22 protein-coding genes are annotated in these 24,005 nt (G+C 47.5%); 9 read left to right on the top strand and 13 right to left on the bottom strand.

The genetic code is table 11. The annotated features are described in order from the left end of the window. The first annotated feature begins 87 nt into the window (after positions 1 to 87). On the top strand, positions 88 to 516 hold the full coding sequence (locus tag HMPREF3047_RS04025) for a DUF4149 domain-containing protein (RefSeq protein ID WP_070460169.1): 429 nt from the start codon (positions 88 to 90) through the stop codon (positions 514 to 516). 135 nt (positions 517 to 651) lie between these two features. Here the strand turns inward: HMPREF3047_RS04025 and HMPREF3047_RS04020 are convergent, their stop codons facing one another. Continuing rightward, entirely contained in the window at positions 652 to 1,413 is a 762-nt protein-coding gene (locus HMPREF3047_RS04020) for an OmpA family protein (RefSeq protein WP_049336752.1), read from the bottom strand. Positions 1,414 to 1,855: 442 nt separating this feature from the next. On the opposite strand from HMPREF3047_RS04020, the gene HMPREF3047_RS04015 reads away from it, so the two are divergent. Continuing rightward, the gene (locus HMPREF3047_RS04015) at positions 1,856 to 2,806 is read left to right on the top strand and encodes a CysB family HTH-type transcriptional regulator (protein WP_070460167.1); all 951 of its coding nucleotides are present in this window, start codon (positions 1,856 to 1,858) and stop codon (positions 2,804 to 2,806) included. Positions 2,807 to 2,892: 86 nt separating this feature from the next. Here HMPREF3047_RS04015 and fnr read toward each other — a convergent pair whose 3' ends face one another. After that, positions 2,893 to 3,627: a fumarate/nitrate reduction transcriptional regulator Fnr gene (gene fnr, locus HMPREF3047_RS04010; protein ID WP_039862092.1), complete on the bottom strand. Its 735-nt coding sequence runs from the start codon at positions 3,625 to 3,627 to the stop codon at positions 2,893 to 2,895. Between the two features lie 162 nt (positions 3,628 to 3,789). Here fnr and hemN point away from each other — a divergent pair, with 162 nt between their 5' ends. From hemN to HMPREF3047_RS03995, 3 genes are all read left to right on the top strand, one after another. Next, complete coding sequence (hemN, locus tag HMPREF3047_RS04005; protein WP_070460164.1) at positions 3,790 to 5,211, top strand: oxygen-independent coproporphyrinogen III oxidase; 1,422 nt, start codon at positions 3,790 to 3,792, stop codon at positions 5,209 to 5,211. 69 nt (positions 5,212 to 5,280) lie between these two features. Then, on the top strand, positions 5,281 to 5,526 hold the full coding sequence (locus HMPREF3047_RS04000) for a DUF1289 domain-containing protein (RefSeq protein WP_070460222.1): 246 nt from the start codon (positions 5,281 to 5,283) through the stop codon (positions 5,524 to 5,526). A 38-nt stretch (positions 5,527 to 5,564) separates the two neighbouring features. After that, positions 5,565 to 6,551, top strand: coding sequence for a TraB/GumN family protein (locus tag HMPREF3047_RS03995; protein WP_070460161.1), 987 nt, complete (start codon positions 5,565 to 5,567; stop codon positions 6,549 to 6,551). A 98-nt stretch (positions 6,552 to 6,649) separates the two neighbouring features. On the opposite strand, the gene argF is transcribed toward HMPREF3047_RS03995, so the two are convergent. From argF to HMPREF3047_RS03960, 7 genes are all read right to left on the bottom strand, one after another. Continuing rightward, positions 6,650 to 7,645, bottom strand: coding sequence for an ornithine carbamoyltransferase (argF, locus tag HMPREF3047_RS03990; RefSeq protein ID WP_070460158.1), 996 nt, complete (start codon positions 7,643 to 7,645; stop codon positions 6,650 to 6,652). A 136-nt stretch (positions 7,646 to 7,781) separates the two neighbouring features. Further along, complete coding sequence (locus tag HMPREF3047_RS03985) at positions 7,782 to 8,537, bottom strand: methylated-DNA--[protein]-cysteine S-methyltransferase (RefSeq protein WP_070460155.1); 756 nt, start codon at positions 8,535 to 8,537, stop codon at positions 7,782 to 7,784. Between the two features lie 96 nt (positions 8,538 to 8,633). Next, positions 8,634 to 9,767, bottom strand: coding sequence for a succinyl-diaminopimelate desuccinylase (gene dapE / locus HMPREF3047_RS03980; RefSeq protein ID WP_070460152.1), 1,134 nt, complete (start codon positions 9,765 to 9,767; stop codon positions 8,634 to 8,636). 112 nt (positions 9,768 to 9,879) lie between these two features. Next, positions 9,880 to 10,500 carry a glucose-6-phosphate 1-dehydrogenase family protein gene (locus HMPREF3047_RS03975; protein ID WP_004519621.1) on the bottom strand — a complete coding sequence of 207 codons (621 nt, stop codon included), beginning with the start codon at positions 10,498 to 10,500 and terminating at the stop codon, positions 9,880 to 9,882. A 34-nt stretch (positions 10,501 to 10,534) separates the two neighbouring features. Continuing rightward, on the bottom strand, positions 10,535 to 11,044 hold the full coding sequence (locus HMPREF3047_RS03970; protein ID WP_070712259.1) for a hemerythrin domain-containing protein: 510 nt from the start codon (positions 11,042 to 11,044) through the stop codon (positions 10,535 to 10,537). 92 nt (positions 11,045 to 11,136) lie between these two features. Then, a complete protein-coding gene (gene azu, locus HMPREF3047_RS03965; protein WP_070712258.1) occupies positions 11,137 to 11,715 on the bottom strand; it encodes an azurin in 579 nt (192 codons plus the stop codon). 291 nt (positions 11,716 to 12,006) lie between these two features. Further along, positions 12,007 to 12,429 carry a DciA family protein gene (locus HMPREF3047_RS03960; protein WP_070712257.1) on the bottom strand — a complete coding sequence of 141 codons (423 nt, stop codon included), beginning with the start codon at positions 12,427 to 12,429 and terminating at the stop codon, positions 12,007 to 12,009. Positions 12,430 to 12,583: 154 nt separating this feature from the next. Here HMPREF3047_RS03960 and secA point away from each other — a divergent pair, with 154 nt between their 5' ends. The 3 genes from secA to HMPREF3047_RS03945 all read left to right on the top strand — a co-directional run bounded on the left by secA (position 12,584) and on the right by HMPREF3047_RS03945 (position 17,125). Continuing rightward, positions 12,584 to 15,337, top strand: a complete 2,754-nt coding sequence (secA, locus tag HMPREF3047_RS03955) for a preprotein translocase subunit SecA (protein WP_070712256.1) — start codon at positions 12,584 to 12,586, stop codon at positions 15,335 to 15,337. A 132-nt stretch (positions 15,338 to 15,469) separates the two neighbouring features. Next, a complete protein-coding gene (gene aroC, locus HMPREF3047_RS03950) occupies positions 15,470 to 16,570 on the top strand; it encodes a chorismate synthase (protein WP_070712255.1) in 1,101 nt (366 codons plus the stop codon). A gap of 117 nt (positions 16,571 to 16,687) precedes the next feature. Then, a complete protein-coding gene (locus tag HMPREF3047_RS03945) occupies positions 16,688 to 17,125 on the top strand; it encodes a ProQ/FINO family protein (RefSeq protein WP_070712254.1) in 438 nt (145 codons plus the stop codon). Between the two features lie 337 nt (positions 17,126 to 17,462). Here HMPREF3047_RS03945 and HMPREF3047_RS03940 read toward each other — a convergent pair whose 3' ends face one another. Further along, positions 17,463 to 19,037, bottom strand: a complete 1,575-nt coding sequence (locus HMPREF3047_RS03940; protein ID WP_070712253.1) for an inorganic phosphate transporter — start codon at positions 19,035 to 19,037, stop codon at positions 17,463 to 17,465. 153 nt (positions 19,038 to 19,190) lie between these two features. On the opposite strand from HMPREF3047_RS03940, the gene HMPREF3047_RS03935 reads away from it, so the two are divergent. Next, positions 19,191 to 20,294: an anhydro-N-acetylmuramic acid kinase gene (locus tag HMPREF3047_RS03935; RefSeq protein WP_070712252.1), complete on the top strand. Its 1,104-nt coding sequence runs from the start codon at positions 19,191 to 19,193 to the stop codon at positions 20,292 to 20,294. 47 nt (positions 20,295 to 20,341) lie between these two features. On the opposite strand, the gene HMPREF3047_RS03930 is transcribed toward HMPREF3047_RS03935, so the two are convergent. From HMPREF3047_RS03930 to HMPREF3047_RS03920, 3 genes are all read right to left on the bottom strand, one after another. After that, positions 20,342 to 21,019, bottom strand: coding sequence for a hypothetical protein (locus tag HMPREF3047_RS03930; protein ID WP_070712251.1), 678 nt, complete (start codon positions 21,017 to 21,019; stop codon positions 20,342 to 20,344). 318 nt (positions 21,020 to 21,337) lie between these two features. Continuing rightward, positions 21,338 to 22,903: a TerC family protein gene (locus tag HMPREF3047_RS03925; protein WP_070712250.1), complete on the bottom strand. Its 1,566-nt coding sequence runs from the start codon at positions 22,901 to 22,903 to the stop codon at positions 21,338 to 21,340. 260 nt (positions 22,904 to 23,163) lie between these two features. Further along, entirely contained in the window at positions 23,164 to 23,955 is a 792-nt protein-coding gene (locus tag HMPREF3047_RS03920) for a fimb protein (RefSeq protein WP_070712249.1), read from the bottom strand. Positions 23,956 to 24,005 lie beyond the last annotated feature (50 nt).

The following is a 24,005-nucleotide window of genomic DNA, read 5'->3' as shown; positions in this document are numbered from 1 at the left end:
GCCGTCTGAAAACATTTTCAGACGGCCTTTTGTTATACCTAAAAACACCATAATTAAAGAAAATAAAATCTTCCCAGGAGAAGCATAATGAATCTACTATACAAAATTATCCAAACCGCTGCCGCCATGTGGCTTGGTATGCAGCTGACAGCAGGCTATGTTACTGCCCCTATCCTGTTCCGCATCCTGCCCAAAATGCTGGCAGGAGAAATCGCCGGCATTTTATTTGCCATCACAGCAATATGCGGCTTAGCTATTTTTGGCGCAGCCTATGCCTTTTTCAGACGGCAACTTGCCTCCCTCTCTTGGTGGATCTTGGTACTTTGGCTACTCTTAGCCTGTAATCATCTTTTGGTTACGCCGGTTATCGAGGCACACAAGTACGGACTGGATAACTGGCTGCTGTCTCTAGTAGGCGGTACATTCGGCATTTGGCATGGCTTATCCAGTATCATCTTTTTGATTTGCACAATACTCGCCGCTGTTTGCGTATGGAAATGGCCCAAGCCAAACTAATCCGTCTTAATAAAAGGCCGTCTGAAAGACTTATTTTCGGACGGCCTTTTATTTTGAATCATGAATTCCCCGACTCTTCAAATATAAACCATAAAAAAATGCCCTGCAATATGCAGGGCATTTTTCACAAACCGATTAAGGTTTAGCGTAACCGTGAACGCCATTGTAAGGAGCTGGGATCCAACCTTCATCAGTAGCAGGCAATTCGCCTTGACCTTCGATAGTTTGGCCTGGAGCAACTTGACGAGTAACAACGCTGCGGATTTTAACATCAACGCGACGGTCAGGTTCGATACAAGCGATAAGGGCAGCACGTTTCTTAGCTTTAGAAACTTTTTTACCCAGTTTAGCAACTTCAGCTTCACAAGTAGCAGTCATTTGAGCTTGAGACTCGCCCAGACCTACTGCAGAGATTTTGCTAGAAGCAACGCCACGGCCTACCAAGTAGTTAGCAACTACGTTGGCACGACGCTCAGACAGAGCTTGGTTGTATTCTTCAGAACCCATGAAGTCAGTGTGACCTTCAACACGTACAGTTTGTACGCTGTCGTTGCTCAGGCGTTGAGCCAAAGAGTCCAAGTTTTCTTGAGCTTCAGGACGCAGGTTGTCTTTGTCGAAGCCGAACAGAGTTTTAGTAGACAGAGAAACAGTTTCATCAACATACTCAGGAGCTTGTTGTACAGGAGCAACTGCTTCGCGGTCACCACATTCAACACGGCCTTCGGTAGCTTTGTCGAAGTAGCTGTTTTTCCAGCATTCGCCGTAGTTGTTACGGACGATTTCTTGAGATTGGCTGCTTACGGTGTAACCGTGTTTGGTGTGCGCTTCGCTGGCCATAGCGGTGCCAGAGGCAACCAAGGCAACGAACAATGCGCTTAATTTCAGCTGTTTGGTCATTTTATTCCCTCATCAAATTGTTATGCGGCGGACTAGGAAAGCAACCGCTGCAAAGTACCAATATACAGGCCGCAGTATCAAAACAGCGGCAAATCGGATATATCAGGTTGCACTATAAAGAAGCGCAAGGCAAACTGTCAATACTCGATGCCTTCAAACAATCATGAAGTGCCTGCTTCCTAGTAGTTAATCATGCCGAAAAATCAATCTTGTGTCATTAATTTAGGGCAAAATCAGACAATTCACCTACCTAAAGTTGTACAAAAACAACAAAACCCCTTTCCCTCTTCTTTCCTGAATTTCCTGTTTTCATATCATTAAAAGATATTTTCATTAAAAACAACCATTTTCAAAACTCGGGGCAAAACTGGGCAAAATATGTTAAATTACATGCCGTTTGTCGCACAAAATCCACAATAACAACGTATTCGGTACTGCTACCATGAAACTGCAACAATTACGTTACGCCCTTGAAGTTTACCGGCACAATCTGAATGTCTCCGAGGCTGCCGATGCGCTTTTTACATCCCAGCCCGGCATTTCCAAACAAATCCGCCTGCTTGAAGAAGAATTGGGTATCCAAATTTTTATCCGCAGCGGCAAACGTGTGGTTTCCGTTTCGCAACCGGGCAAAGCCGTGTTAGATATTTCGGAACGAATTTTGCGTGATGTACAAAACATTAAAAATATCGGCAGCGAGTTTACCGATCACGACAGCGGCTCGCTGACCATCGCGACAACGCATACCCAGGCGCGTTATGCCTTGCCCACAATCGTTGCGGAATTTGTCAAAAACTACCCTAAAGTCAATTTGACCATCAAACAAGGCAGCCCTTCTGCCATTGCGCAAATGGTCAGCAGCGGCGAAGCGGATTTGGCAATTATTACCGAACGCATTGACGATCATCCCGAGTTGGGCAAACTGCCCTGCTATGAATGGAACCATGCCGTCATTGTTCCGCATGACCACCCTCTTTTGGACTGCCGCAATCCTTTAAGCCTTGAAGATTTGGCTTCTTTTCCGCTGGTTACTTACGAATTTGCTTTTAATTCCGGCAGCAGTATCGCGCGTACCTTTAATAAAGCGCATATCGAGCAACCTGATGTTGCCTTATCGGCTGCCGATACGGATGTATTGAAAACGTATGTACGCTTAGGCTTGGGCGTTGGTTTGATGGCCAAAATGGCGTACGATCCCGCGGTTGATCAAGATTTGCAGCTGATTGATGCGGCACACTTATTTGAACCGTCGCCCACTTGGATAGCCTTACGCTCGGATACTTACCTGCGCGGTTACGCGTATGACTTTATCCAGATGTTTGCACCGAAACTGACCAGAGAAGTAGTCGACCGCATTCTGTACACGCCGGTTGTTGAAGATTTTTCAATTTAAAATTTGACTATCACTTGCGCAACTTAACAATTATTCTTTAATTCTTGTTAAAAAGGCCGTCTGAAATATTTCAGACGGCCTCAGATTCAGATAGCGTGTGAACAACCGGAAACCATTTTCTTCAAAGTCGTCGCATCTAGGATTTTGATGTGCTTGTGTTCAACCGAAATCAAGCCTTCGTGATGGAATTTGGATAAGGTGCGGCTGACCGTTTCCAGTTTCAGCCCTAAATAGCTACCGATTTCCTCACGCGACATCCGCAAGATAAAATCATTGGCGGCAAAACCTCGTGAATAGAGACGCTGAGACAGATTGAGTAAAAATGCCGCCAATCGCTCTTCAGCGCGCATATTGCCCAAAAGCAGCATAACGCCCTGATCTCGAACAATTTCGCGACTCATCAAGCGGAAAAAGTGAGAGCGGAGGCTGGGAATATCCTGACCGAGTTCTTCAATATGTGTAAACGGAAGCTCGCATACCTCGCTGTCTTCCAAAGCCACAGCATCACAGCTGTGAATATGGGAACAAATCCCATCCATACCGATCAGCTCGCCCGACATAAAAAAGCCGGTTACCTGATCTCGTCCATCTTGGCTGGCGACTGTTGTCTTAAAGAAGCCCGCACGGATGGCAAACAAAGAGGTAAACGGCTCGCCGGCACGGAACAGGTATTCACCTTTTTTCAGACGGCGGCTTTGACGAATAACCGCATCTAATTGTGAAAATTCGTTAGGCATTAGTCCGACAGGCAAACACAGTTCTCGTAAAGAACATGTGGAACACAAGGTTTTCATTTGATGTGTTGCATTGTGTGTAGCCATAACGCACCTTTAATTTGCTTAATTCTCTCAACCCCTGATTAAGCCGAATAACTATTGACCCATGTCAAAGTCGGCATATCATTATGAGGCATTCTACCAAACTATCGAAATTTTGACTAAAATTTTCCCTAATTTCCTTACTTCATACTACAAGCCCCGACCATGAAAATCATCCCCATCTCAAATAACACCAACACAAACAATGAATTACCGGAATTTGATCGTGAATTAATTGCCAGTTTGCCATCAAGCGGTCCACGTTATACATCCTATCCGACCGCCGACCGCTTCCATGAAGGCTTTAAAGAAGCCGAATATATCCAAGCTTTAAACCTGCGCAACATGGGTGCGCTCAACAAACCCCTTTCGCTCTACATCCACATTCCCTTCTGCAATACCATCTGCTATTACTGCGGCTGCAATAAAATCATTACCAAAGACAAAAGCCGTGCCGATGCCTATATCCAATATCTGGAAAAAGAAATGGAGTTGCTGGCACCTCATTTAGGCGGAAGACACCAGCTCGCACAGCTCCACTTCGGCGGCGGTACGCCCACATTCCTGAGCGATGACCAACTCGAACGCGTCTTCGACATGATTCGTAAATACTTCCAGCTGATTCCCAACGGCGAATACTCCATCGAAATCGACCCGCGTAAAGTCAGCCGTGAAACCGTCCTCAAATTGGGCAAACTCGGTTTCAACCGCATGAGTGTCGGTATTCAAGACTTTGACCCTAAAGTACAGGAAGCCGTCAACCGCATTCAAAGCTACGAAGAAACCAAAGAAGTGATTGATGCCGCGCGTGAAGCCGGGTTTAAATCGGTCAGCGTCGATTTGATTTACGGCTTGCCGCACCAAAACACCGAAAGCATCAAAACCACCATCGATACAGTCTTATCCCTCGATCCCGACCGCCTTGCCCTCTACCACTACGCCCACCTGCCGCATATCTTCAAACCGCAACGCCGTATCGACACCAATGTCGTACCCGGCAGTGAAGAAAAACTCGATATGCTGCAATATTGCGTCCAAACCCTGACTGAGCGAGGCTACGTTTTCATCGGCATGGACCACTTTGCCAAACCTGACGACGAGCTCTCCATCGCACTCAAAGAAGGTTTCCTGCAACGAAATTTCCAAGGTTATTCCACCTATGCCGACTGCGACTTGGTGGCGATCGGCATGTCCTCTATCGGCAAAATCGGCAGCACCTACTCCCAAAACGAGCGCGATATCGATGCCTATTACGCCGCACTCGACGCCGGACACCTGCCGATTATGCGCGGCTACCAGCTCAATCAAGACGACATTTTGCGCCGCAACATCATTCAGGATTTGATGTGCCGCTTCTCGCTCGACTATCGGATTTACGAAAGCGTGTTCGGCATTCCGTTTAGCCGTTATTTTGCAGCGGAACTGGAAGATATGAAGCAACTGGAAACCCTCGGCCTGGTCCACCTCAAACCGCACGGCCTGACCGTTACGCCGAAGGGCCGTTTCCTGATCCGCAACATCGCCATGGTGTTCGACTACCATTTACGCCATAAAGAAACCAAAGCCAAATACTCGCAAACCGTATAAACACTTAGGCCGTCTGAACATATGTGCTATATTTCAGACGGCCTTTTTTCACATCAAAAGCAACACAAAATGGATCAACCCGATTTCTTCCCCATTCCCAGCCCCTGCATCGGCGTTTGCGAAGCCAATGCCAAAGGTTATTGCAAAGGCTGCCTGCGCAGCCGGGAAGAGCGCTTGTACTGGCTCCAGATGACCGATAGCCAAAAACATCAAGTCATGCACCTTCTATCCCTCAGGAAGGCCAAAATCCGCAACCGCAAACTGGAAAAAACCGAAACGGGCGAACATCCGGTTCAAAACCTGCTCGATTTCTAAATTGCCCTTGCCGACCGCACACCACAATAAGGAAAAACATGAAAAAACTGCTTGCCTGCCTGCTTGTCCCATTGACCGCCCTTGCCCTGGGCGCCTGCAAACCCGCCGCAACTTCATCCGACAACAAACCCGCCGAACTCAACTGGCAGCAGCCTAAACTGACCAGCAATGTTTGGAAAATCAGCAAAGAAGGCCAACCCGATTCCTACCTGCTCGGCACCATCCATATGGGACGAACCAATCAAACCTTGTCTTCCGATGCAGTCAAACTGTTGCAATCCACCGCCCAACTGACGACAGAAGTTGACGCATTGCCGGACAGCAGCCCGGAAACGGCAAAAATGTATCAAAAATACTTCAAGGAAGTCATGAGTACCGAACCACTCAGCCGTAAGCTCGGCAAAGCAGATTTCCGTCTTTTACAAGAAATCTATTCGCAAAATGAAGAAAGCCGACCCATCACCCAAATTGCCGACAAACTCCATCCGTGGGCGGCATTCATTTTTGCCGGCAGTACATTTCCCCGAGGGTATAGCGCAGAAACCGGTGCAGATATGTTGCTGACCAACGCGGCCGCCGACATCAATAAGCTGCGTGGTTCATTAGAAAGTTTGGACGATGTTACCGCGATCTTCAAAGCTCAGCCTGAAGAAACCATGCTCAACTTTCTGAAAGCCAGTATTAAAACCTATAAAGAAGAAACCGAAGATGTCAAAAAACTCCATCAAGCCTATTCAGACGGCCGCTTTGAAGAACTCATCCCACTTTTGGAAGAAACCGAACAACGCACCCTCAAACTTGTTGATACCAAATACGCCAAAGCTATGTCCGATTGGCTGAAAAACGACCTTCTGATCCGTCGCAACTTGGCATGGCTGCCTGAAATCCGCAAGCAATCTGCCAAACAAAGTACCCTCTTTGCTGTCGGCATTGCCCATTTACCCAGCGAAAAAGGTCTAATCGAACTACTGCGTAAAGAAGGCTATCAAGTAACACCCGAACCCAAAGTCCTGATTTGGCAATAAATCCAATCAAACGACAAGGCCGTCTGAAAGTCTTTCTTTCAGACGGCCTTTATTTAATCTCTATTAAATGAAGCAGTAAGCAATATTGAGCGTAACAATCAATCGCCCAATGCCGCCACCATCACCGCTTTAATCGTGTGCATCCGGTTTTCTGCCTGATCAAACACGATGCTGGCTTCGCTTTCAAAAACTTCTTCCGTTACTTCCACACCATTCAGGCCGAATGTCTCATAAATCCATTCGCCGACTTTGGTTTCGCGATTATGGAAAGCAGGCAGACAGTGCATAAATTTAACTTGCGGATTTTCCGCCGCGGCCATTAATTCGGGCGTAACTCGGTAATCTTTCAGCAAATCGATACGTTCCTGCCACGCCTCTTTAGGCTCACCCATGCTGACCCACACATCGGTATGGATAAAATCCACGCCTTTCACGGCTTCTTTCACATTCTCCGTCAACAGAATCCGTCCGCCGGTCTCTTTGGCAACAGCCTGCACCGTCTCGATAATGTTTTCAGACGGCCACAAACTTTTCGGCGCACCGATACGCACATCCATGCCCAGTTTCGCAGCCAACACCAGCAACGAATTGGCCATGTTGTAACGCGCATCGCCGACATAGGCAAACGCAATCTGGTTCAAAGGCTTGTCGCTATGCTCGCGCATCGTCAGCGCATCAGCGAGCATTTGAGTCGGGTGAAACTCGTTGGTCAAACCATTGAACACAGGCACGCCTGCATACTTGGCCAGCTCTTCCACCACATCCTGTCCAAAGCCGCGATACTCGATACCGTCAAACATCCGCCCTAAAACACGCGCCGTATCCTTAATGCTTTCCTTATGCCCGATTTGGCTGGCAGACGGCTCCAGATAAGTTACCCCTGCCCCTTGATCACGCGCAGCCACTTCAAACGCGCAACGGGTGCGGGTTGATGTTTTCTCGAAAATCAGGGCAATGTTTTTTCCCTGCATCCGCTGCACCTCGCACCCTGCTTTTTTAGCGGCCTTCAATTCGGCGGCAAGGTCGAGATAGGTAGTGATTTCTTCCGGCGTAAAATCCAAAAGTTTTAAAAAATGGCGGTTTTTCAGGCTCATGTCTTATTTCTCTTTTTCTAGCGTGGGGGTTGCCCAACATTTTTCTCCATGCAGATTTTTCCGGGCTTCCCCGACCTTCTGCTGCTCAATTTTTCAGAATGCGAAGCCTGCCCGAAGCGCGGCTCCTTATCCTCTATCAAAACAAGGCCGTCTGAACTTCACCTCGCTCCAAGGCAAGCAACGATTGTTTGCGGTTCAAACCGCCTGCGTAGCCGGTCAGCTTGCCATCGCTGCCGATGACACGGTGGCAGGGAATCAGGATAGACACCTTGTTCTGCCCGTTTGCAGCGGCAACGGCACGAATGGCTTTAGGATTACCCAACTGTTGCGCCTGCTCCTTATAACTGCGCGTTTCGCCGTAAGGAATGGTCAGCAGCGCATTCCACACCTGCTGCTGAAAGGCTGTACCTATCGTTTCCAAAGGTGTCGCAAAAACTTTCAGACGGCCTTGGAAGTATAAATCCAATTCTTGACGCAAAAGTTGCGTTTGCTCATTTTCTTGGAAAATAAACTGTCCGTTCAAAGCTTTTTGGACAGCCATGATTTCCTGTTCCATATGTTTCTGCCCGACAAATTCCAGCAGACACAAACCCTTACTGCCGAACACCGCCAACATCTCACCCAACGGCGTGGCAACCGCGGCCGCAGTCAGTTCGTTCGGACTATCAGGATAACGCGCTTCCAACAGACGGATGGCTCGGCGGATACGGACATATTCTTCGGGCGTGCAGCCGATACGGTCGATAAAATCCTGCTCGAACTGCTTGGCTTCGTGTTCCGTAAGACGCTCGTGCAGCAAGGCTTCGAGAGTAACGGGAAAGTCAGTTTCCAACTGCTCTCGGATTTCATTCCACCTTGATGGAAGGTCGTTTAAAGAAGGCAGAGTAATCATATTTTGCCTTGTCCAATTATCGATAACTTAAACGAAAACAAAAAGAGCAAAAGAATCATATCGCCCTATCGTTTTTCAAAGCCTATACGGCCTTTTTCACTTAAACAAACGTTTCAACATACCTTCATATACTGCCGACAGCTTCGGAATATCTTCCAAACGTACGTTTTCGTTGATTTGGTGGATGGTCGCGTTAGACGGGCCTAATTCGATGAGTTCTTTGGCAATGGCTTTGATGAAGCGTCCATCCGAAGTACCGCCGGTAGTGGACAATTCGGCCTCAACGCCACAAATCTCGGCAATGGCTTCGCGCGCCACATCGGTCAGTTTTCCGGCCTGAGTTAAAAACGGTTGGCCGGAACAAGACCACTGCAAATCATATTGCACGCAGTGTTTGTCCAAAATGGCGTGGACGCGTTGTTTCAGTCCTTCTTCGGTGGACTCGGTAGAAAAGCGGAAATTGAATTTGACGTTCAGCTCGCCCGGAATAACATTGGTCGCGCCTGTACCGCCGTTGATATTGGAAATTTGGAAACTGGTCGGTGGAAAGTATTCGTTGCCCTCGTCCCAGACTTCTTGTGTCAGCTCTAACAAGGCCGGGGCAAAAGTATGCACGGGATTGATTGCCAAATGCGGATAGGCAATATGGCCTTGCTTGCCTTTGACGGTCAGATTGCCCGACAGCGAGCCGCGGCGGCCGTTTTTCAACATATCGCCTAATTTATCCACGGCAGTCGGTTCACCGACGATACAGTAATCAATCAACTCGCCGCGCGCTTTCAACACATCGACGACTTTGGTCGTACCGTCCAGCGCATCACCCTCTTCGTCCGAAGTAATCAGGAGCGCGATGCTGCCTTGATGATTGGGATTTTCGGCAACGAATCGCTCGCAGGCGGTAACAAAACAGGCAATGCTGGTTTTCATATCCGCCGCGCCGCGGCCATACAGACGGCCTTCACGCTCGGTCGGTTCAAACGGTGGCGAATCCCATTTTTCAACAGGGCCTGTCGGCACGACGTCGGTATGTCCGGCAAAGCAGAACACCGGAGCCTGAGTACCGCGTCGCAACCAAACATTTTTGGTGTCGCCAAAATAAAGCTCTTCTACGGCAAAACCGATTTTTTGCAGACGTTCGGCCAGTAGTTGTTGGCAGTTTTGGTCATCCGGCGTAACGGACGGGCGGGAAATCAGCGCTTTGGCAAGCTCTAAGGATTGAGTTTCGGTCATATTTGCTCACTTTGAGAAACAGGCCGTCTGAAACGTTCTGAATATAATTTTCAGACGGCCTTGAGTTCATTTGAAGATACTGAATGGACAGTCTGCCTTTCGGTATTCTGAGTTATTTTCCATGGCAAGCTTCATACAGCGGCAGTAAGTCTTCCACTGTTTCCACTATCCATTTCGCGACATCCTGCTTGCCCAAATCATCGCGTTCGATGTGTTTCCCGATACAGAAGAAATCTTTGTCGTCTCGAAGCTTTCTATCGCCGTCGCTTTGTTGGGCAACGGTACGATAATCGTCATATTCGCTTTCCGCACCGTGCCACATATCGAAGGAAGCGTATTTTTCAGTATCAAAATTATCCAGCCAGCGGTTGTAATCAGGCAGCGCAATGGGCGACACATCGGCTTTATAGCAATGCCAGTCCAAGCTGACGCTCAAACGGCGGCGATTCAGCAAAATCGATAAAATCGCTGCGGAATTTTTATATTGTTCGTATTTGAAATACGCAAAGAAATGAGCGCGTACCTGCCAGCCGTTACACCAGCGTTCGATATGCGGCGGCGCAAACGGCGCACCCAATTCGGCGGCAACCTGCTGGATCAGCTGCTGCCATACTTGCCAGTTTTCTTTATAGTCTGCCTTGATTTGCGGAATGCTTTCAGGCTGGTATTTTTTAAGCTGGGAAAACTGGAAAAAAGGGATATTGAACAAATCGCAACTTTTTGGGGTCAGCATCGTGTATTCCTTGGGACGATTGTTTCAGACGGCCTTATTTGCGGCGGCGTGCGGCCATAATTTCGCCGATTTCGGTCAGTTTTTCTTTGGGGATAAAGGTTTTGCCCATATCAAACAGCGGCTCTTCAATCGCCAGATGGATATCATATCCTGCGACAAAAAGTTTGAATGCTTCGGCATCAGGGATATAGGCGTTGTCCGCTTCAAGCTTGGCAAATTCAGCCGCTACGCCGTCCCAGTTGCTATGCAGGCTGACATGTTGGCGCAAAAGCTCGTCAACGCTTTCTTGAGCTTGCGGCGCATATTGCAACAAAAGCGGAAAGAAGTTTTCTTCTTCATCTTCATGGTGCAACGGCGCGGCAACGTTGAAATACTGGGCAATTTGGCGGATGGTTTGCAAAACAACCTGATTGCAGCCATTTTCGGCAATATAGTCCGACAACATGGCAACCTGGCTGCAGAAACGGCGCACTTTGCCATGACAGGCGTACAGCATTTCAATGGGTTCGGCAAAAGTAACGCTTTTGGTTTCAAACGGATTCATGGTTTTGAGGTTTTATTCTTAAATTAATGTTTCCAGATTATAACAAAACAGCCTGCGCAAGGCAGGCTGTCTGTTTTTAAGCTTAATGCGGATTAGTCAACCAAAGTAACTTTACCATTCATCAAAGCGCCGTGACCTGGGAAGGTACAAGCGAATTTGTATTCGCCGTCAGCCAGTTTGGCAGGATCCAGAGTCAAAGAAGATTCTTCGCCGCCACCGATCAGTTTGGTGTGGGCAACAACGCGTGCATCATCAGGTTTAACGTAGTCAGTGTCAGCTGCGCCAACGCCATCTTTGAAAATACCGTCCATGTCTTCAGTTTTACCGATAACAATGTTGTGACCCATGCTGGCTTTAGGTTGGGTACCGGTGTGTTTCAGGGTGATGGTGAATTCTTTACAAGCTTTGCTTACTTGGATTTCTTTAGTGTTGAACTGCATAGCGTCGTTGGCTTCAACAGTAGTCGCGCAGTTGCCGGCAGCAGGAGCAGCGGCAGCGTCTGCCGGAGCGGCTTCAGAAGCAGGAGCTGCATCAGCAGGTGCAGTAGTTTCTGCAGGGGCAGCTTCGGAAGCGGCAGAAGTAGCAGGGGCTTCAGCAGGTTTTGCAGCTTCTTGAGAGCATGCAGCCAGGCCGATAACGGCAGCGGAAATCAGAGCCAGATAAGCTTTCATTGATGTATCTCCTAATGATGAGAGTTTCGTTAAGTTCTATTAATAGCACTACGCGAATATATTAATAAAAGGCAAACGCCAAACTAAAATTTATCCGTATAGCGTGATGTGAAATTCAGGCGTTATTTTGCTACAAACTTCACACGAAATCAAAGTTTCAAGCCAAGTTTACATCAGTTTACCTAAAAGAAAACAGATACTTTTTAGGTCGTATTTCTTTAGTATTAGATGCTATCAGCCGAATGATATAAGTTTTAACATTTATTAACCATAATCTCATTTAGCATGATTTTAGCGGCTGTGCTTGCGGACTAATTCTGCCAATGTCGCCGCCAATTCGGGATGCCTGCCTTCCAATTTGGCCGCAGCCGCATCGAAGCTGTCCAAAGCAGCCTCGCTCAATCGCAAGCTGTTGGTTTTCGGATGAGGAGGAGGTTTGGGGACCACCCTGACCGCCACTTCCCGTATTCCGTCATGTAATGCTTGCAACTTGGGCAGCATGGCGGGCAGGATCATTTTTAAACGCGAAGCAGCCATATTGTTGGCAGCAAGCAAAACCAATCTTCCGTCTTCTACGCAGGCCGTCTGAAAATGCGGATGCAGGTTGGCCGGCAAAACCGTTTTGACTTTTGCATCCAATTTCCGCCATTGTTGCGATTGTTGCAACAAGCCCGCCAGTAAATGATCGCGCTTGCCTAATTGTGCTAAATCCATATATTTCAGACGGCCTCTCAGTAAATTAACCAAACAATTACAATTGAAATACAGCAAAACCGCCTTTATTTCAAACAGCATTACCGCGTTATACAAGCGCTTGTGTTAAAATCCCAATTTCGCCCACTATTATATCAAGGCGCAGGAATTATTCATGCTGACAAACATTGCTAAGAAAATCTTCGGCAGCCGCAACGACCGCCTGCTGAAACAATATCGTAAATCCGTTGCTAAAATCAATGCACTCGAAGAACAGATGAAAGCGTTGAGCGACGCAGATTTACAGGCCAAAACCGCCGAATTCAAACAACGCCTCTCTGACGGACAAACGCTAGATGATATTTTGGTTGAAGCCTTTGCCGTCTGCCGCGAAGCATCGAGCCGTGTATTGGGCATGCGCCACTTCGATGTACAGCTGATCGGCGGTATGGTTCTGCACAACGGCAAAATCGCCGAAATGCGTACCGGTGAAGGTAAAACACTGGTGGCTACCCTTGCCGTTTACCTGAATGCATTGTCAGGAAAAGGCGTACACGTCGTTACCGTCAACGACTACCTCGCCTCCCGTGACGCGAGCATTATGGAGCCGCTGTACAACTTCTTAGGCTTGAGCGTCGGCGTGATCGTAGCCGATTTGCAACCTTTCGAACGCCAAACCGCTTACGGCGCCGACATTACTTACGGCACCAACAACGAATTCGGCTTCGACTACCTGCGCGACAATATGGTTACCGACCAATACGACAAAGTTCAACGCGAATTAAACTTTGCCGTAGTCGACGAAGTGGACTCCATTTTGATTGACGAAGCGCGTACGCCGCTGATTATTTCCGGCCAGGCGGATGACAACATCCAGCTCTACCGTGTGATGAACGCCGTTCCTGCCCACCTTATCCGCCAAGAAACCGAAGAAGGCGAAGGCGATTACTGGGTAGATGAAAAAGCACACCAAGTTATCCTGAGCGAAGCCGGTCACGAACACGCCGAGCAAATCCTGACCCAAATGGGCTTATTGCAGGAAAACGATTCGCTCTACTCTGCCGCCAATATTTCCCTGATGCACCACCTCATGGCTGCATTGCGCGCGCACACCCTGTTCCACAAAGACCAACACTACGTCATTCAAGACGGTGAAATCGTGATTGTGGACGAATTCACAGGCCGTCTGATGGCCGGCCGCCGTTGGTCCGAAGGCTTGCACCAAGCTGTTGAAGCCAAAGAAGGCGTAGAAATCAAACGCGAAAACCAAACGCTTGCATCTATTACCTTCCAAAACTACTTCCGCCTGTACAGCAAACTGTCCGGTATGACCGGTACGGCCGACACCGAAGCCTTCGAGTTCCAAAGCATTTACAACCTCGAAACCGTCATCATCCCGACCAACCGTCCTGTACAACGTAAAGACTTCAACGACCAAATCTTCCGTTCAGCTGAAGAAAAATTTGAAGCCGTTGTCAAAGACATTGCCGAATGCCACAAAAACGGTCAACCGGTTTTGGTCGGCACCACCAGCATCGAAAACTCCGAACTGGTTTCTGACTTGTTACACAAAGCCGGTCTGCCGCATAACGTTCTGAACGCCAAAGAACACGAGCGCGAGGCATTGATTGTAGCTCAAGCCGGTAAAGTCGGCGCAATTACCGTTGCCACCAACATGGCCGGCCGCGGTACCGATATTGTCTTGGGTGGCAACCTCAAACATCAAATCGAAGCCATCCACGCCGATGAAACCCTGAGCGAACAGCAAAAACAAGCGCAAATTTCCGCCCTTGAAAGCGGTTGGCAAGCTGAACACGACCAAGTTGTGGCCGCAGGCGGTTTGCACATTATCGGTACAGAACGCCATGAAAGCCGCCGTATCGACAACCAATTGCGTGGTCGTGCCGGTCGTCAGGGCGACCCTGGCTCCAGCCGTTTCTATCTGTCGTTTGAAGATCCATTGCTGCGTCTGTTTGCACTCGACCGTGCCGCAGCCATCCTCAACCGCTTGGCACCTGAACGCGGCGTTGCCATCGAACACGGCCTGCTGACCCGTCAAATCGAAGGCGCACAACGTAAAGTCGAAGGCCGCAACTTCGATATGCGTAAACAAGTTTTGGAATACGATGATGTTGCCAATGACCAACGTAAAGTGATTTACCATCAACGTAACGAAATCCTGACCAGCAAAGACGTCAGCGATTTGACCCGTGAAATCCGCGCCGACGTTATCAGCGACTTGGTTGATTACCACATCCCGCCTGACAGCATGGAAGAGCAATGGGACATTCCGGCACTGGAGCACCAACTTGCCGCCGATTTCCGCCTGCATGTCGATATTAAAGGCTGGCTGAAAGAAGACAGCACTTTGGACAACCAAGACATTAAAGAACGCCTCATCAAGCGCATCGAAGACGAGTATGCCGAAAAAGTCAAATTGGTCGGCAAACAGGCTATGTCAGACTTCGAACGCAATGTTATGCTGCAAGTTATCGACAACCAATGGCGCGAACACCTCGCCGCTATGGACTACTTGCGCCAAGGCATCCACCTGCGCAGCTATGCTCAGAAAAATCCGAAACAAGAATACAAACGCGAAGCTTTCGCCATGTTTGAAAATCTGTGGCGCGGTATCAAACAAAACATTGCCGCTTTGCTGACTGCCGTTCAAATCGAGCGCAACAGCGAATACGACCACACTGCCGCACAAAGCGTCAGCGATGTTCAAACCGTCCACTCCGATGCGCCTGATATGGAAGAATTGCTCGGTCAATCGCAAACCGATTTGGTTACCGAAGCGTTCGATCCTGACAGCACAGACTTCAGCCCTGAAGCACTTGCACAAAACGGCCTAATTGTTCACCGCAACGATCCTTGCCCTTGCGGCAGCGGCCTGAAATACAAACAGTGCCACGGTAAATTAAACTAAGCAGTCATCTCAAAAGGCCGTCTGAACAAGTGTAAAAACGAAATCAAAGATTCTCGTTTCACCGTTCAGACGGCCTGAGAATTATCCAAACAAGTAAAAAATTTCCAACCCCAATTTCAAAAGAGTATCCCTATGGCAGGCAATACCTTCGGACAAATCTTTACCGTTACCACTTTCGGCGAAAGCCACGGCGCAGGCTTGGGCTGCATCATCGACGGCTGCCCGCCAGGATTAGAATTGAGCGAAGCGGATATCCAATTTGACCTTGACCGCCGCAAACCCGGCACCAGCCGCCACGTTACCCAACGCCGCGAAGCCGACCAAGTCGAAATCCTCTCCGGCGTATTCGAAGGCAAAACCACCGGTACACCCATCGCCCTCCTAATCCGCAATACCGACCAACGCAGCAAAGACTATGGCAATATCGCCACCAGCTTCCGCCCCGGTCATGCCGATTACACCTACTGGCATAAATACGGTACACGCGACTATCGCGGCGGCGGTAGAAGTTCCGCCCGCGAAACCGCTGCCCGCGTTGCAGCCGGAGCAGTTGCGAAAAAATGGCTGAAAGAAAAATTCGGTACTGAAATTACCGCCTACGTTACCCAAGTCGGAGAAAAAGAAATCCAGTTTGAAGGCTACGAATATATTTCCCAAAATCCTTTTTTTGCAGCAAACCAAAGCCAAATTGAGGACTTGGAAAACTATATGGACAGCGTGCGCAAATCATTGGATTCTGTCGGCGCAAAACTTCATATCGAAGCAGCCAACGTCCCTGTCGGCTTAGGCGAACCGGTTTTTGACCGCCTCGATGCAGAAATTGCCTATGCCATGATGGGTATTAACGCCGTCAAAGGCGTGGAAATCGGTGCAGGTTTTGATAGCGTAACTCAACGCGGCAGCGAGCATGGCGACGAGCTCACGCCTCAAGGTTTTCTATCCAACCACTCAGGCGGCATCTTGGGCGGCATCAGCACCGGACAAGAAATTCATGTGAATATTGCCATTAAACCGACCAGTTCCATCGCCACACCGCGCCACAGCATTGATATAGAGGGCAACCCTGTCGAACTTGCCACACACGGCCGCCACGACCCCTGCGTCGGATTACGCGCCGCTCCGATTGCAGAAGCCATGCTGGCATTGGTATTGATTGACCACGCCTTACGCCATCGTGCACAAAATGCCGATGTTCAGGTAAATACACCGGACATTGCCAAATTGGAAAAATAACCGTTTATTTCTGAATATTCTCAGAAAAATTTAGCCAAATCACAGTCTTTATACTACAATAGCACCTTATTGCCGTATGACGAAAATACGGATTTATATTAGAGGAATACAACCGCAATGGCACAAGAAACCGCTTTGGGCGCTGCGCTGAAATCTGCCGTCCAAACCATGAGCAAGAAAAAACAGACAGACATGATTGCCGACCACATTTACGGCAAATATGATGTATTCAAACGATTCAAACCGTTGGCCGTCGGGATCGACCAAGACTTGGTTGCCGCCCTGCCCCAATACGACCCTGCACTGATTGCACGCGTACTGGCCAACCACTGCCGCCGTCCGCGCTATCTGAAAGCCTTGGCTCGCGGCGGCAAACGTTTTGACTTGAACAACCGCTTCAAAGGCGAAGTCAGCGTAGAAGAACAAACCATCGCCCAACAGCACCCAGCCGTTCAACAGGCATTAGCTGCACAAGCCGAACGCCAAGCCGCTAAGGCTACCGCTGAAGCAGAAACAGCTCCTGCACAAGCTGAGACCAACGAAGCTGCTGAATAATGTTCAGACGGCCTGCTAAGGCTTGCACTAAATAAATAGAGACCCCAATTCAATACGACATCTTTAACGTCGATGAATTGGGGCTTTTTTATTACCTTAACCTTATAGTGGGCTGATTAAAAATAGCTTTATTTGCCCTCACTACGAACCAAAATCTTTTCTAAAATATTCCCAATAAGGTATTTCTCTATTACCTTGATTACTCTTGTATCAGTTCAAACATTGAACAGCATGATTTATACATCGCTAAAACAAACTCAAATCTACCCCTTACAAAAATAAATAAAGGCCGTCTGAAATCTATCTTTCAGACGGCCTTTTGAAATCAAATAGCCAATTAAAACACGGCTTGTAAAACCAAATAGCTGACAACAGACAAAACGGCAGCGGCAGGCAAGGTAATAACCCAAGCAAGGCCGATCGGTTTCATCAACTTCCAGTTGGCATTGCGGTTAACCAAGCCGATACCCAAAACTGCACCCACCAAGATATGGGTACTGGAAACAGGTAAGCCCATAAATGATGCGGCCATCACGACGGCGGCGGCAGAAAGCTCTGCAGAAAAACCTGACGCGGGATGCATTTCTGCCAAGCTGGTGCCTACGGTTTTAATCACTTCTTTACCGACAAACCATAAGCCGACGATCAAAGCGATACCGAAAGTCAACATGGCAATTGGCGGCACGGCGTTTTGAGCGGTAATGCTGTTGGTACGCAACACATCCATAATCGCGGCAAACGGACCAATCGCATTGGCAATATCGTTTGCACCATGGCTGAATGCGAAACCGCAAGCGGTAAATACCTGCATCCATGAGAACATTTGGAAAGTCGATTTATCCAAATCTTTGCGTTTCAAACTTTTGGCGAATACAAACGTACCCATCCAAATAGCCGCGCCGATCATGAAAATGGTCAGGAAGCTGTTGACGTTGCTCATACCCAAATGCAGATTTTTCAGACCTTTGAAAATCAACATGGCCGCAATCATCATACCGCCGACAGAAGCAATAAACGGCACCCAAGAATGCAGGGCTTTGTAAGAATCTACTTCGCCCTTACGGCTGTCAAAGCGGTGCAGACCGCGATAATACTCAGACTGCAATTCTTCGGGATCAAAGTCCGGCTCATCATAAATTTGGGCATCGTGCGCCATTTTGGTGGCGTATTCGACTTTTTCAGACTCACTCAAGGCTTCAAAAAACAGGCGATGCTCTTCTTTATAGGCTTTCTTCTCCAGCTTGATGCCTTTGAGCGTATTATCGGCCCAAGAGTTGTAGTCCAAAACGTTTTTCTTAATTCGTGAAAACAACAGATAGGAAACGATGCCACCCAAAACCGGAGACAATATCCAAGACAATGCAATTTCGCCCAACTTGTCCCATTGAATCAACGTAACGGAATCCACACCGTTCAATGCCGCCATACATAAGGCGCTACCGACGATACCGCCGATAATGGCATGTGTAGTGGAAACCGGCAGACCTTTGCGAGATGCAAAAAGCAGCCACAATGCCGCAGCCAAAAGCGCAGACATCATAATAAAGACAAACTGCATCGGATCCAGATGCATGCCATTCAAATCGACAATACCCTTACGGATGGTATCTGTTACCTCGCCACCGGCAATCACTGCGCCACTGACTTCAAATACTGCCGCAATCAGCAAGGCTTGCGGAATGGTCAATGTGCCGGAGCCGACACTTGTACCGAAAGAGTTGGCAATATCGTTACCACCCACATTAAACGCCATGAAGACGCCGAAAAAGGTAGCAAGGATAAACAGGCCGGAGTGGTTGTAGTGGGTATAACCCAGGCCCCAATAAATAAAATAGCCGACCATGCTCACAAGCATAGCGGCAAAAACCGTATTAATCAGCTTCAAGTTCGCACTCGACTGAGTTTGAGCCATGGAAAGTTTCCTTTTGGAAAACATGTTGAGTCGCGTTATTTTAACCTTTTTGTAATCTTTCTTGCACCAACTATTTACATTAAATGCCGAAATTCCCGTAAAAACGTCAAAAGGCGTTAAAATGTCGTTTTACCTCCTCTTTCTGTAACCGAAATGCAACCCCAATACTATATCGGCATCATGTCAGGAACCAGCATGGACGGTGCCGATGCCGTACTGATTCAAATGCAGGGCAAGCAATGGCAACGAGCCGTTACCCACAGCTTTCTACCCTATTCAGACGGCCTGCGCCAAGAATTGTTGGCACTACAAGACATAGGCGAAAATGAATTGCACAGAAGCAATATCCTGGCGCAAACACTCAGCCGCCTATACGCCCAAACCGTACAGCAACTGTTGGCAGAGCAAAACCTGTCGGCTCAAGACATTGCCGCGATCGGCTGCCACGGACAAACCATCCGCCATGCGCCTGAACACGGTTACAGCATTCAACTGGTCAACCTCCCCCTGTTAGCCGAACTGACCGGCATTTTCACAATTGGCGACTTCCGCAGCCGCGACCTTGCCTGCAATGGTCAAGGTGCGCCCCTCGTCCCCGCTTTTCACGAAGCGCTGTTTCAAGATGCGAATGAAACCCGCGCCGTACTCAACATTGGCGGCATTTCCAATATCAGCATCCTCCCGCCCGATAGCCCTTCTTTCGGCTTCGATACTGGCCCCGGCAATATGCTGATGGACGCATGGATGCAACATATTTGGCAGCAGCCTTACGACAAAAATGGGGAAAAAGCCGCACAAGGCAAAATCCTCCCTGACCTGCTCGCTTCCCTGCTCGACCATCCTTACTTCAGCCGCCCTTATCCCAAAAGTACAGGCCGAGAGTTGTTTTCCCTAAGCTGGCTTCAAGGCCGTCTGAAAGGTAATGAAAAGCCGGAAGATGTCATGCGCACATTGGTCTTTTATACCGCACAAACCATTTTTGATGCGACCAAACAAGCTGCTCCGGCGATTCATCATCTTTATATCTGCGGCGGCGGCATCCGCAATCCGGTTTTGATGCAAGACTTGGAAACCCTGTTTTCTCCCGTCACCAAATTGCACAGCACAGCCAAGCTCCATCTTGACCCGCAATGGGTCGAAGCCGCCGCTTTTGCCTGGCTTGCAGCCTGTTGGTGCAATCAAGTTCCGAGCAACCCCCACCATGCAACCGGCGCACATTCACACCGAATCTTAGGTTCGGGACATTACGGCAACTAAAGTTGAATCAATAAAAAGGCCGTCTGAACATTTTCAGACGGCCTTTACTATATTAGCCTTTCCTTTTTTTTATGGGTTGTAAATAATGCTGCACGTCCTTTATAAAAATCTAAGTTAAACAAATCAATATTAAAATGTTTGCAATATTCAGCAACCATATCAACCGTTAATCGCTCCTTTTTGATTCTTTTTTCATAGCTAGTTAAGTTCTCAAATTCAAAAGGTTTTCCACTTTGTTCAAAAGTTGTTTTACTGGTTTCTTTATACACCATAATTGTTCTACTTTCTACTGCATATTCTGAGATTTTATTTGCACCATTTCGCCAATGAAACATTACCGCACCAAATTCATCTTTCTTAAAATCTGGAGAAAGATATAAGCTGATATTCTGTATCCCCCATGTTTCGGATAGATAACTAGGTTGGCTAAATACGTCTGTACCACGATATCCATTTTCCATATATAAGCACCATTCAGAAGCAGTCTCTAAAATAATATATTTATTGGGGTATCTCAGCGCAAAAGGTTCCAACATTTTAATTTTATCCGACAAACTTAATTCATCAGATACTTTTTGATGATGTACCGTCCACCCCCATATTAGACCAAGCTCTTGCAATCTTTGCTCAAAGCGTAACACCATCTCATTAAATGGAATTTTAAAGAAACACAAATGAGTGGTATGAGGTTTATGATCTTGTAAAAAAAACTGTGGGTTATTCATAATCAATCTAACGTCCTTAAAATAACAATAGCATCTTTATCATTGCTGAATATTCGATCTGCGTGTGGTATTCCGCGCGATGAAGTGCTTCGATCGTACTCAATATACACCCTTTTACCTGATGGAAGCATTGCTTGCAAGTCTGGGCGGCATATTCCTACGCGACAAAGATTTCCATTAACCTGTTGCTGATTAATCCTAATATCTGTCGCACCTAAATTTTTTAAATAAATTGCATCAGCTTGTACAGCTTGGTTTTGTGTTAAAGTTTTACCAATAGTCCTCCCTTCTAGCTTTTTTACTTCTGTTGGTATGGGATTAACAGCATTCTTCTTCCGGCAAACGATTGATTTTCACACGGGCAATCCGTTGCCCATCCTTCTCAACCACCTCAAAACGCCAGCCATGGTAATCGATGAAATCACCTACATCAGGAATACTTTGCAACTCTTCCATAATCAAGCCGGCAACGGTATGAAAGTCCGCATCTTCCTCTTGAGCAGGCAGATTTAACTGAGAAGCCAATTCCACATACTCCAATGCACCATCCACAGACAGTGTTTCATCCTGACTGGCTGGAGCAGCTTCTTCTTCCTCACGCTCAAACTCTTCGGGGAATTCACCGGCAATGGTTTCCAACAAATCTTTCATGGTCACCATACCCAACACTGCGCCAAATTCATCCACCACCAACGCATAATCCGCGCTGCTTTGACGGAACAATTCAATCGCATTCAACGCCGTCGTACTGTCCGGTAAAATCAACGGTTGGCGCAAGGCCGTCTGAATATTGATTTCTCCCAATTCAAGCAGCTGGTTTAGCAAATCTTTTTTACTGATATAGCCCAAAGGCTCATCTACACCTGCCTTACCGACAACCAACAACCGGCTATACGGCGTATTTTTCAACTGCGCATTTTGTTCTTCCCGACTTTGGGAAATATCCAATTTCTCAATTTCCCGACGCGGAATCATCACGCCCATAATCGGACGCTCCGCCAAAGTCAGCACGCTGCGAATCATGGATTTTTCGTTTTCTTCAAAATGCTCGTCATCGCCGCCATTATCGCCTGCTTTTGCCAAAATGCTTTCGCGGATACCCATCATACCCAACACATTTTCAGCGGTACGCTTACGCCAAGAAGTGCTGATGTAGTCATTTTTGCGGGCATTTTTTTGCGAAACCTGATTAAACAGTTCGATCAAAATCGAGAAGCCGATCGCCGCATACAAATAGCCTTTCGGAATATGGAAATGGAAGGCCTCCGCAATCAGGCTGAAACCAATCATCAACAAGAAACCCAAACACAACATCACAACGGTCGGATGCTTGTCCACAAAGGCAGTCAACGGTTTGCTGGCAGAAATCATCACCGTCATCGCCACAACAACCGCACCCATTGCCACCACAATATGATCCACCATCGCCACTGCCGTAATAACAGAATCGATAGAGAAAACCGCATCCAAAATCAAGATTTGCGCCACAACACCCCAAAAAGCGGAATGCTTCTTCTGCCCTTCAGCAACAGCAAATTGATTGTGGCCTTCAAGGCGTTCGTGCAGCTCGGTAGTCGCTTTATAAAGCAGGAAAATACCGCCGGCAAACATAATCATGTCTTTGCCGGAAATCTCCAGACCGCCCAACTCAAACAAAGGACGCGTCAGCGTCATGATGTGCGCCATAAAGCCCAGCATGAAAATCCGAATAACAACGGCTAAACCCAAGCCCGTTATCCGCGCCCTATCCCGTTGCGACGGTTTGACCTTGTTTGCCAAAATCGCTACGAAAACAAGGTTATCAATACCTAAAACAACTTCCAAAACCAGAAGCGTGGCAAAGCCTATCCAAGTATGCGGCTCGGCCAACCAACTGAAATCCATAATGATTGCGTTCCTTTAAAATACAAAAAAGCAGCCGTTCCGCTTAAAACGGACAGGCTGCCAAATTTCGGGCATAAATAAAGGGAAAGAAGCGGTATAACAACTACTCTGCTCTGCGTCTTTCATGAAAAATTTATGCCCCAGTCAAAAATAATGGCAAACAGTTTATCAGTTTGGCGAAAGAAAGGCAAAGTCTGACAGCATATTTTCTTTTAAAAACAGCCTATACCATCACTTACCAGCTTTCAGACGGCCTTTTCTTACTTGATAAAACCATCAATCGGCGCATAACCCAAGAAATCTGCCTGCTCATTCAATATCACAACCCATTCTTTACTTCGTGCACTGGTAAATGACAAGAAATACAGCTCTTTCCCATCATTTCTCAGCGAAGCCTGTTCCAAAATTGACTCCTCATTCATGCCACGGGCTTTTGCCAAGACAGACAACGGTTTCATTGCTTTACGAATTTTCTCACGTTCCTGCTGCGAATCTGGCAACCACCAAGAAGGCCTCATACTCGGTTCAATACCTTTCAAAGACAAATCAAGACTTTGGTTAGCCTCATCCGGACTCGTTGCTTCACGCAACCCAACACGGCGCACACCAAACCAAGATAAATCCTGCAAATCCTTCGGGGCATGGCTCAAATCATTTGTATCAATTTCTGCAGCAGTTACCACATTTATCCTATCGGTTTCAAATGCGGCAACCACTGGACGCGCCAAAGATACGCTGTACAAACCATAAATTAAAGCAGCCAGCTGAATCATGCCGATTAAGGAAAAATCAATAATCCTCTCTTTAAGTTTCTTGCTCGGGCTGGCAAGAATCAAAGTCAGCAACGGGCCACAAACAATATCTACTGAAATGACCAGTTTATATAAAGCCAATCCGCCTGTCAGTTCGGCATACGGATAAGGATACCAAACTCCAAATACCAACAAAGCGGCCAATCCTGCCAAAATCAGACTAATCAACAAATGCCATGCCGCATTTTTTAATGCGAACCGAAAGCGTGGTGAAGAATGTAATGTATGTGCGTTTTCCATAGATAACAATAAGATATTATTTCTTCTATAAATATTATGTATAGCTTAAA

Source organism: Neisseria sp. HMSC075C10, from assembly GCF_001815615.1.
In the GTDB taxonomy this organism is placed as follows: Bacteria; Pseudomonadota; Gammaproteobacteria; order Burkholderiales; family Neisseriaceae; genus Neisseria; species Neisseria subflava_A.
The sequence above is the reverse complement of the archived record's forward strand: the minus strand, read 5'-3'. Positions and strand labels throughout refer to the sequence as shown.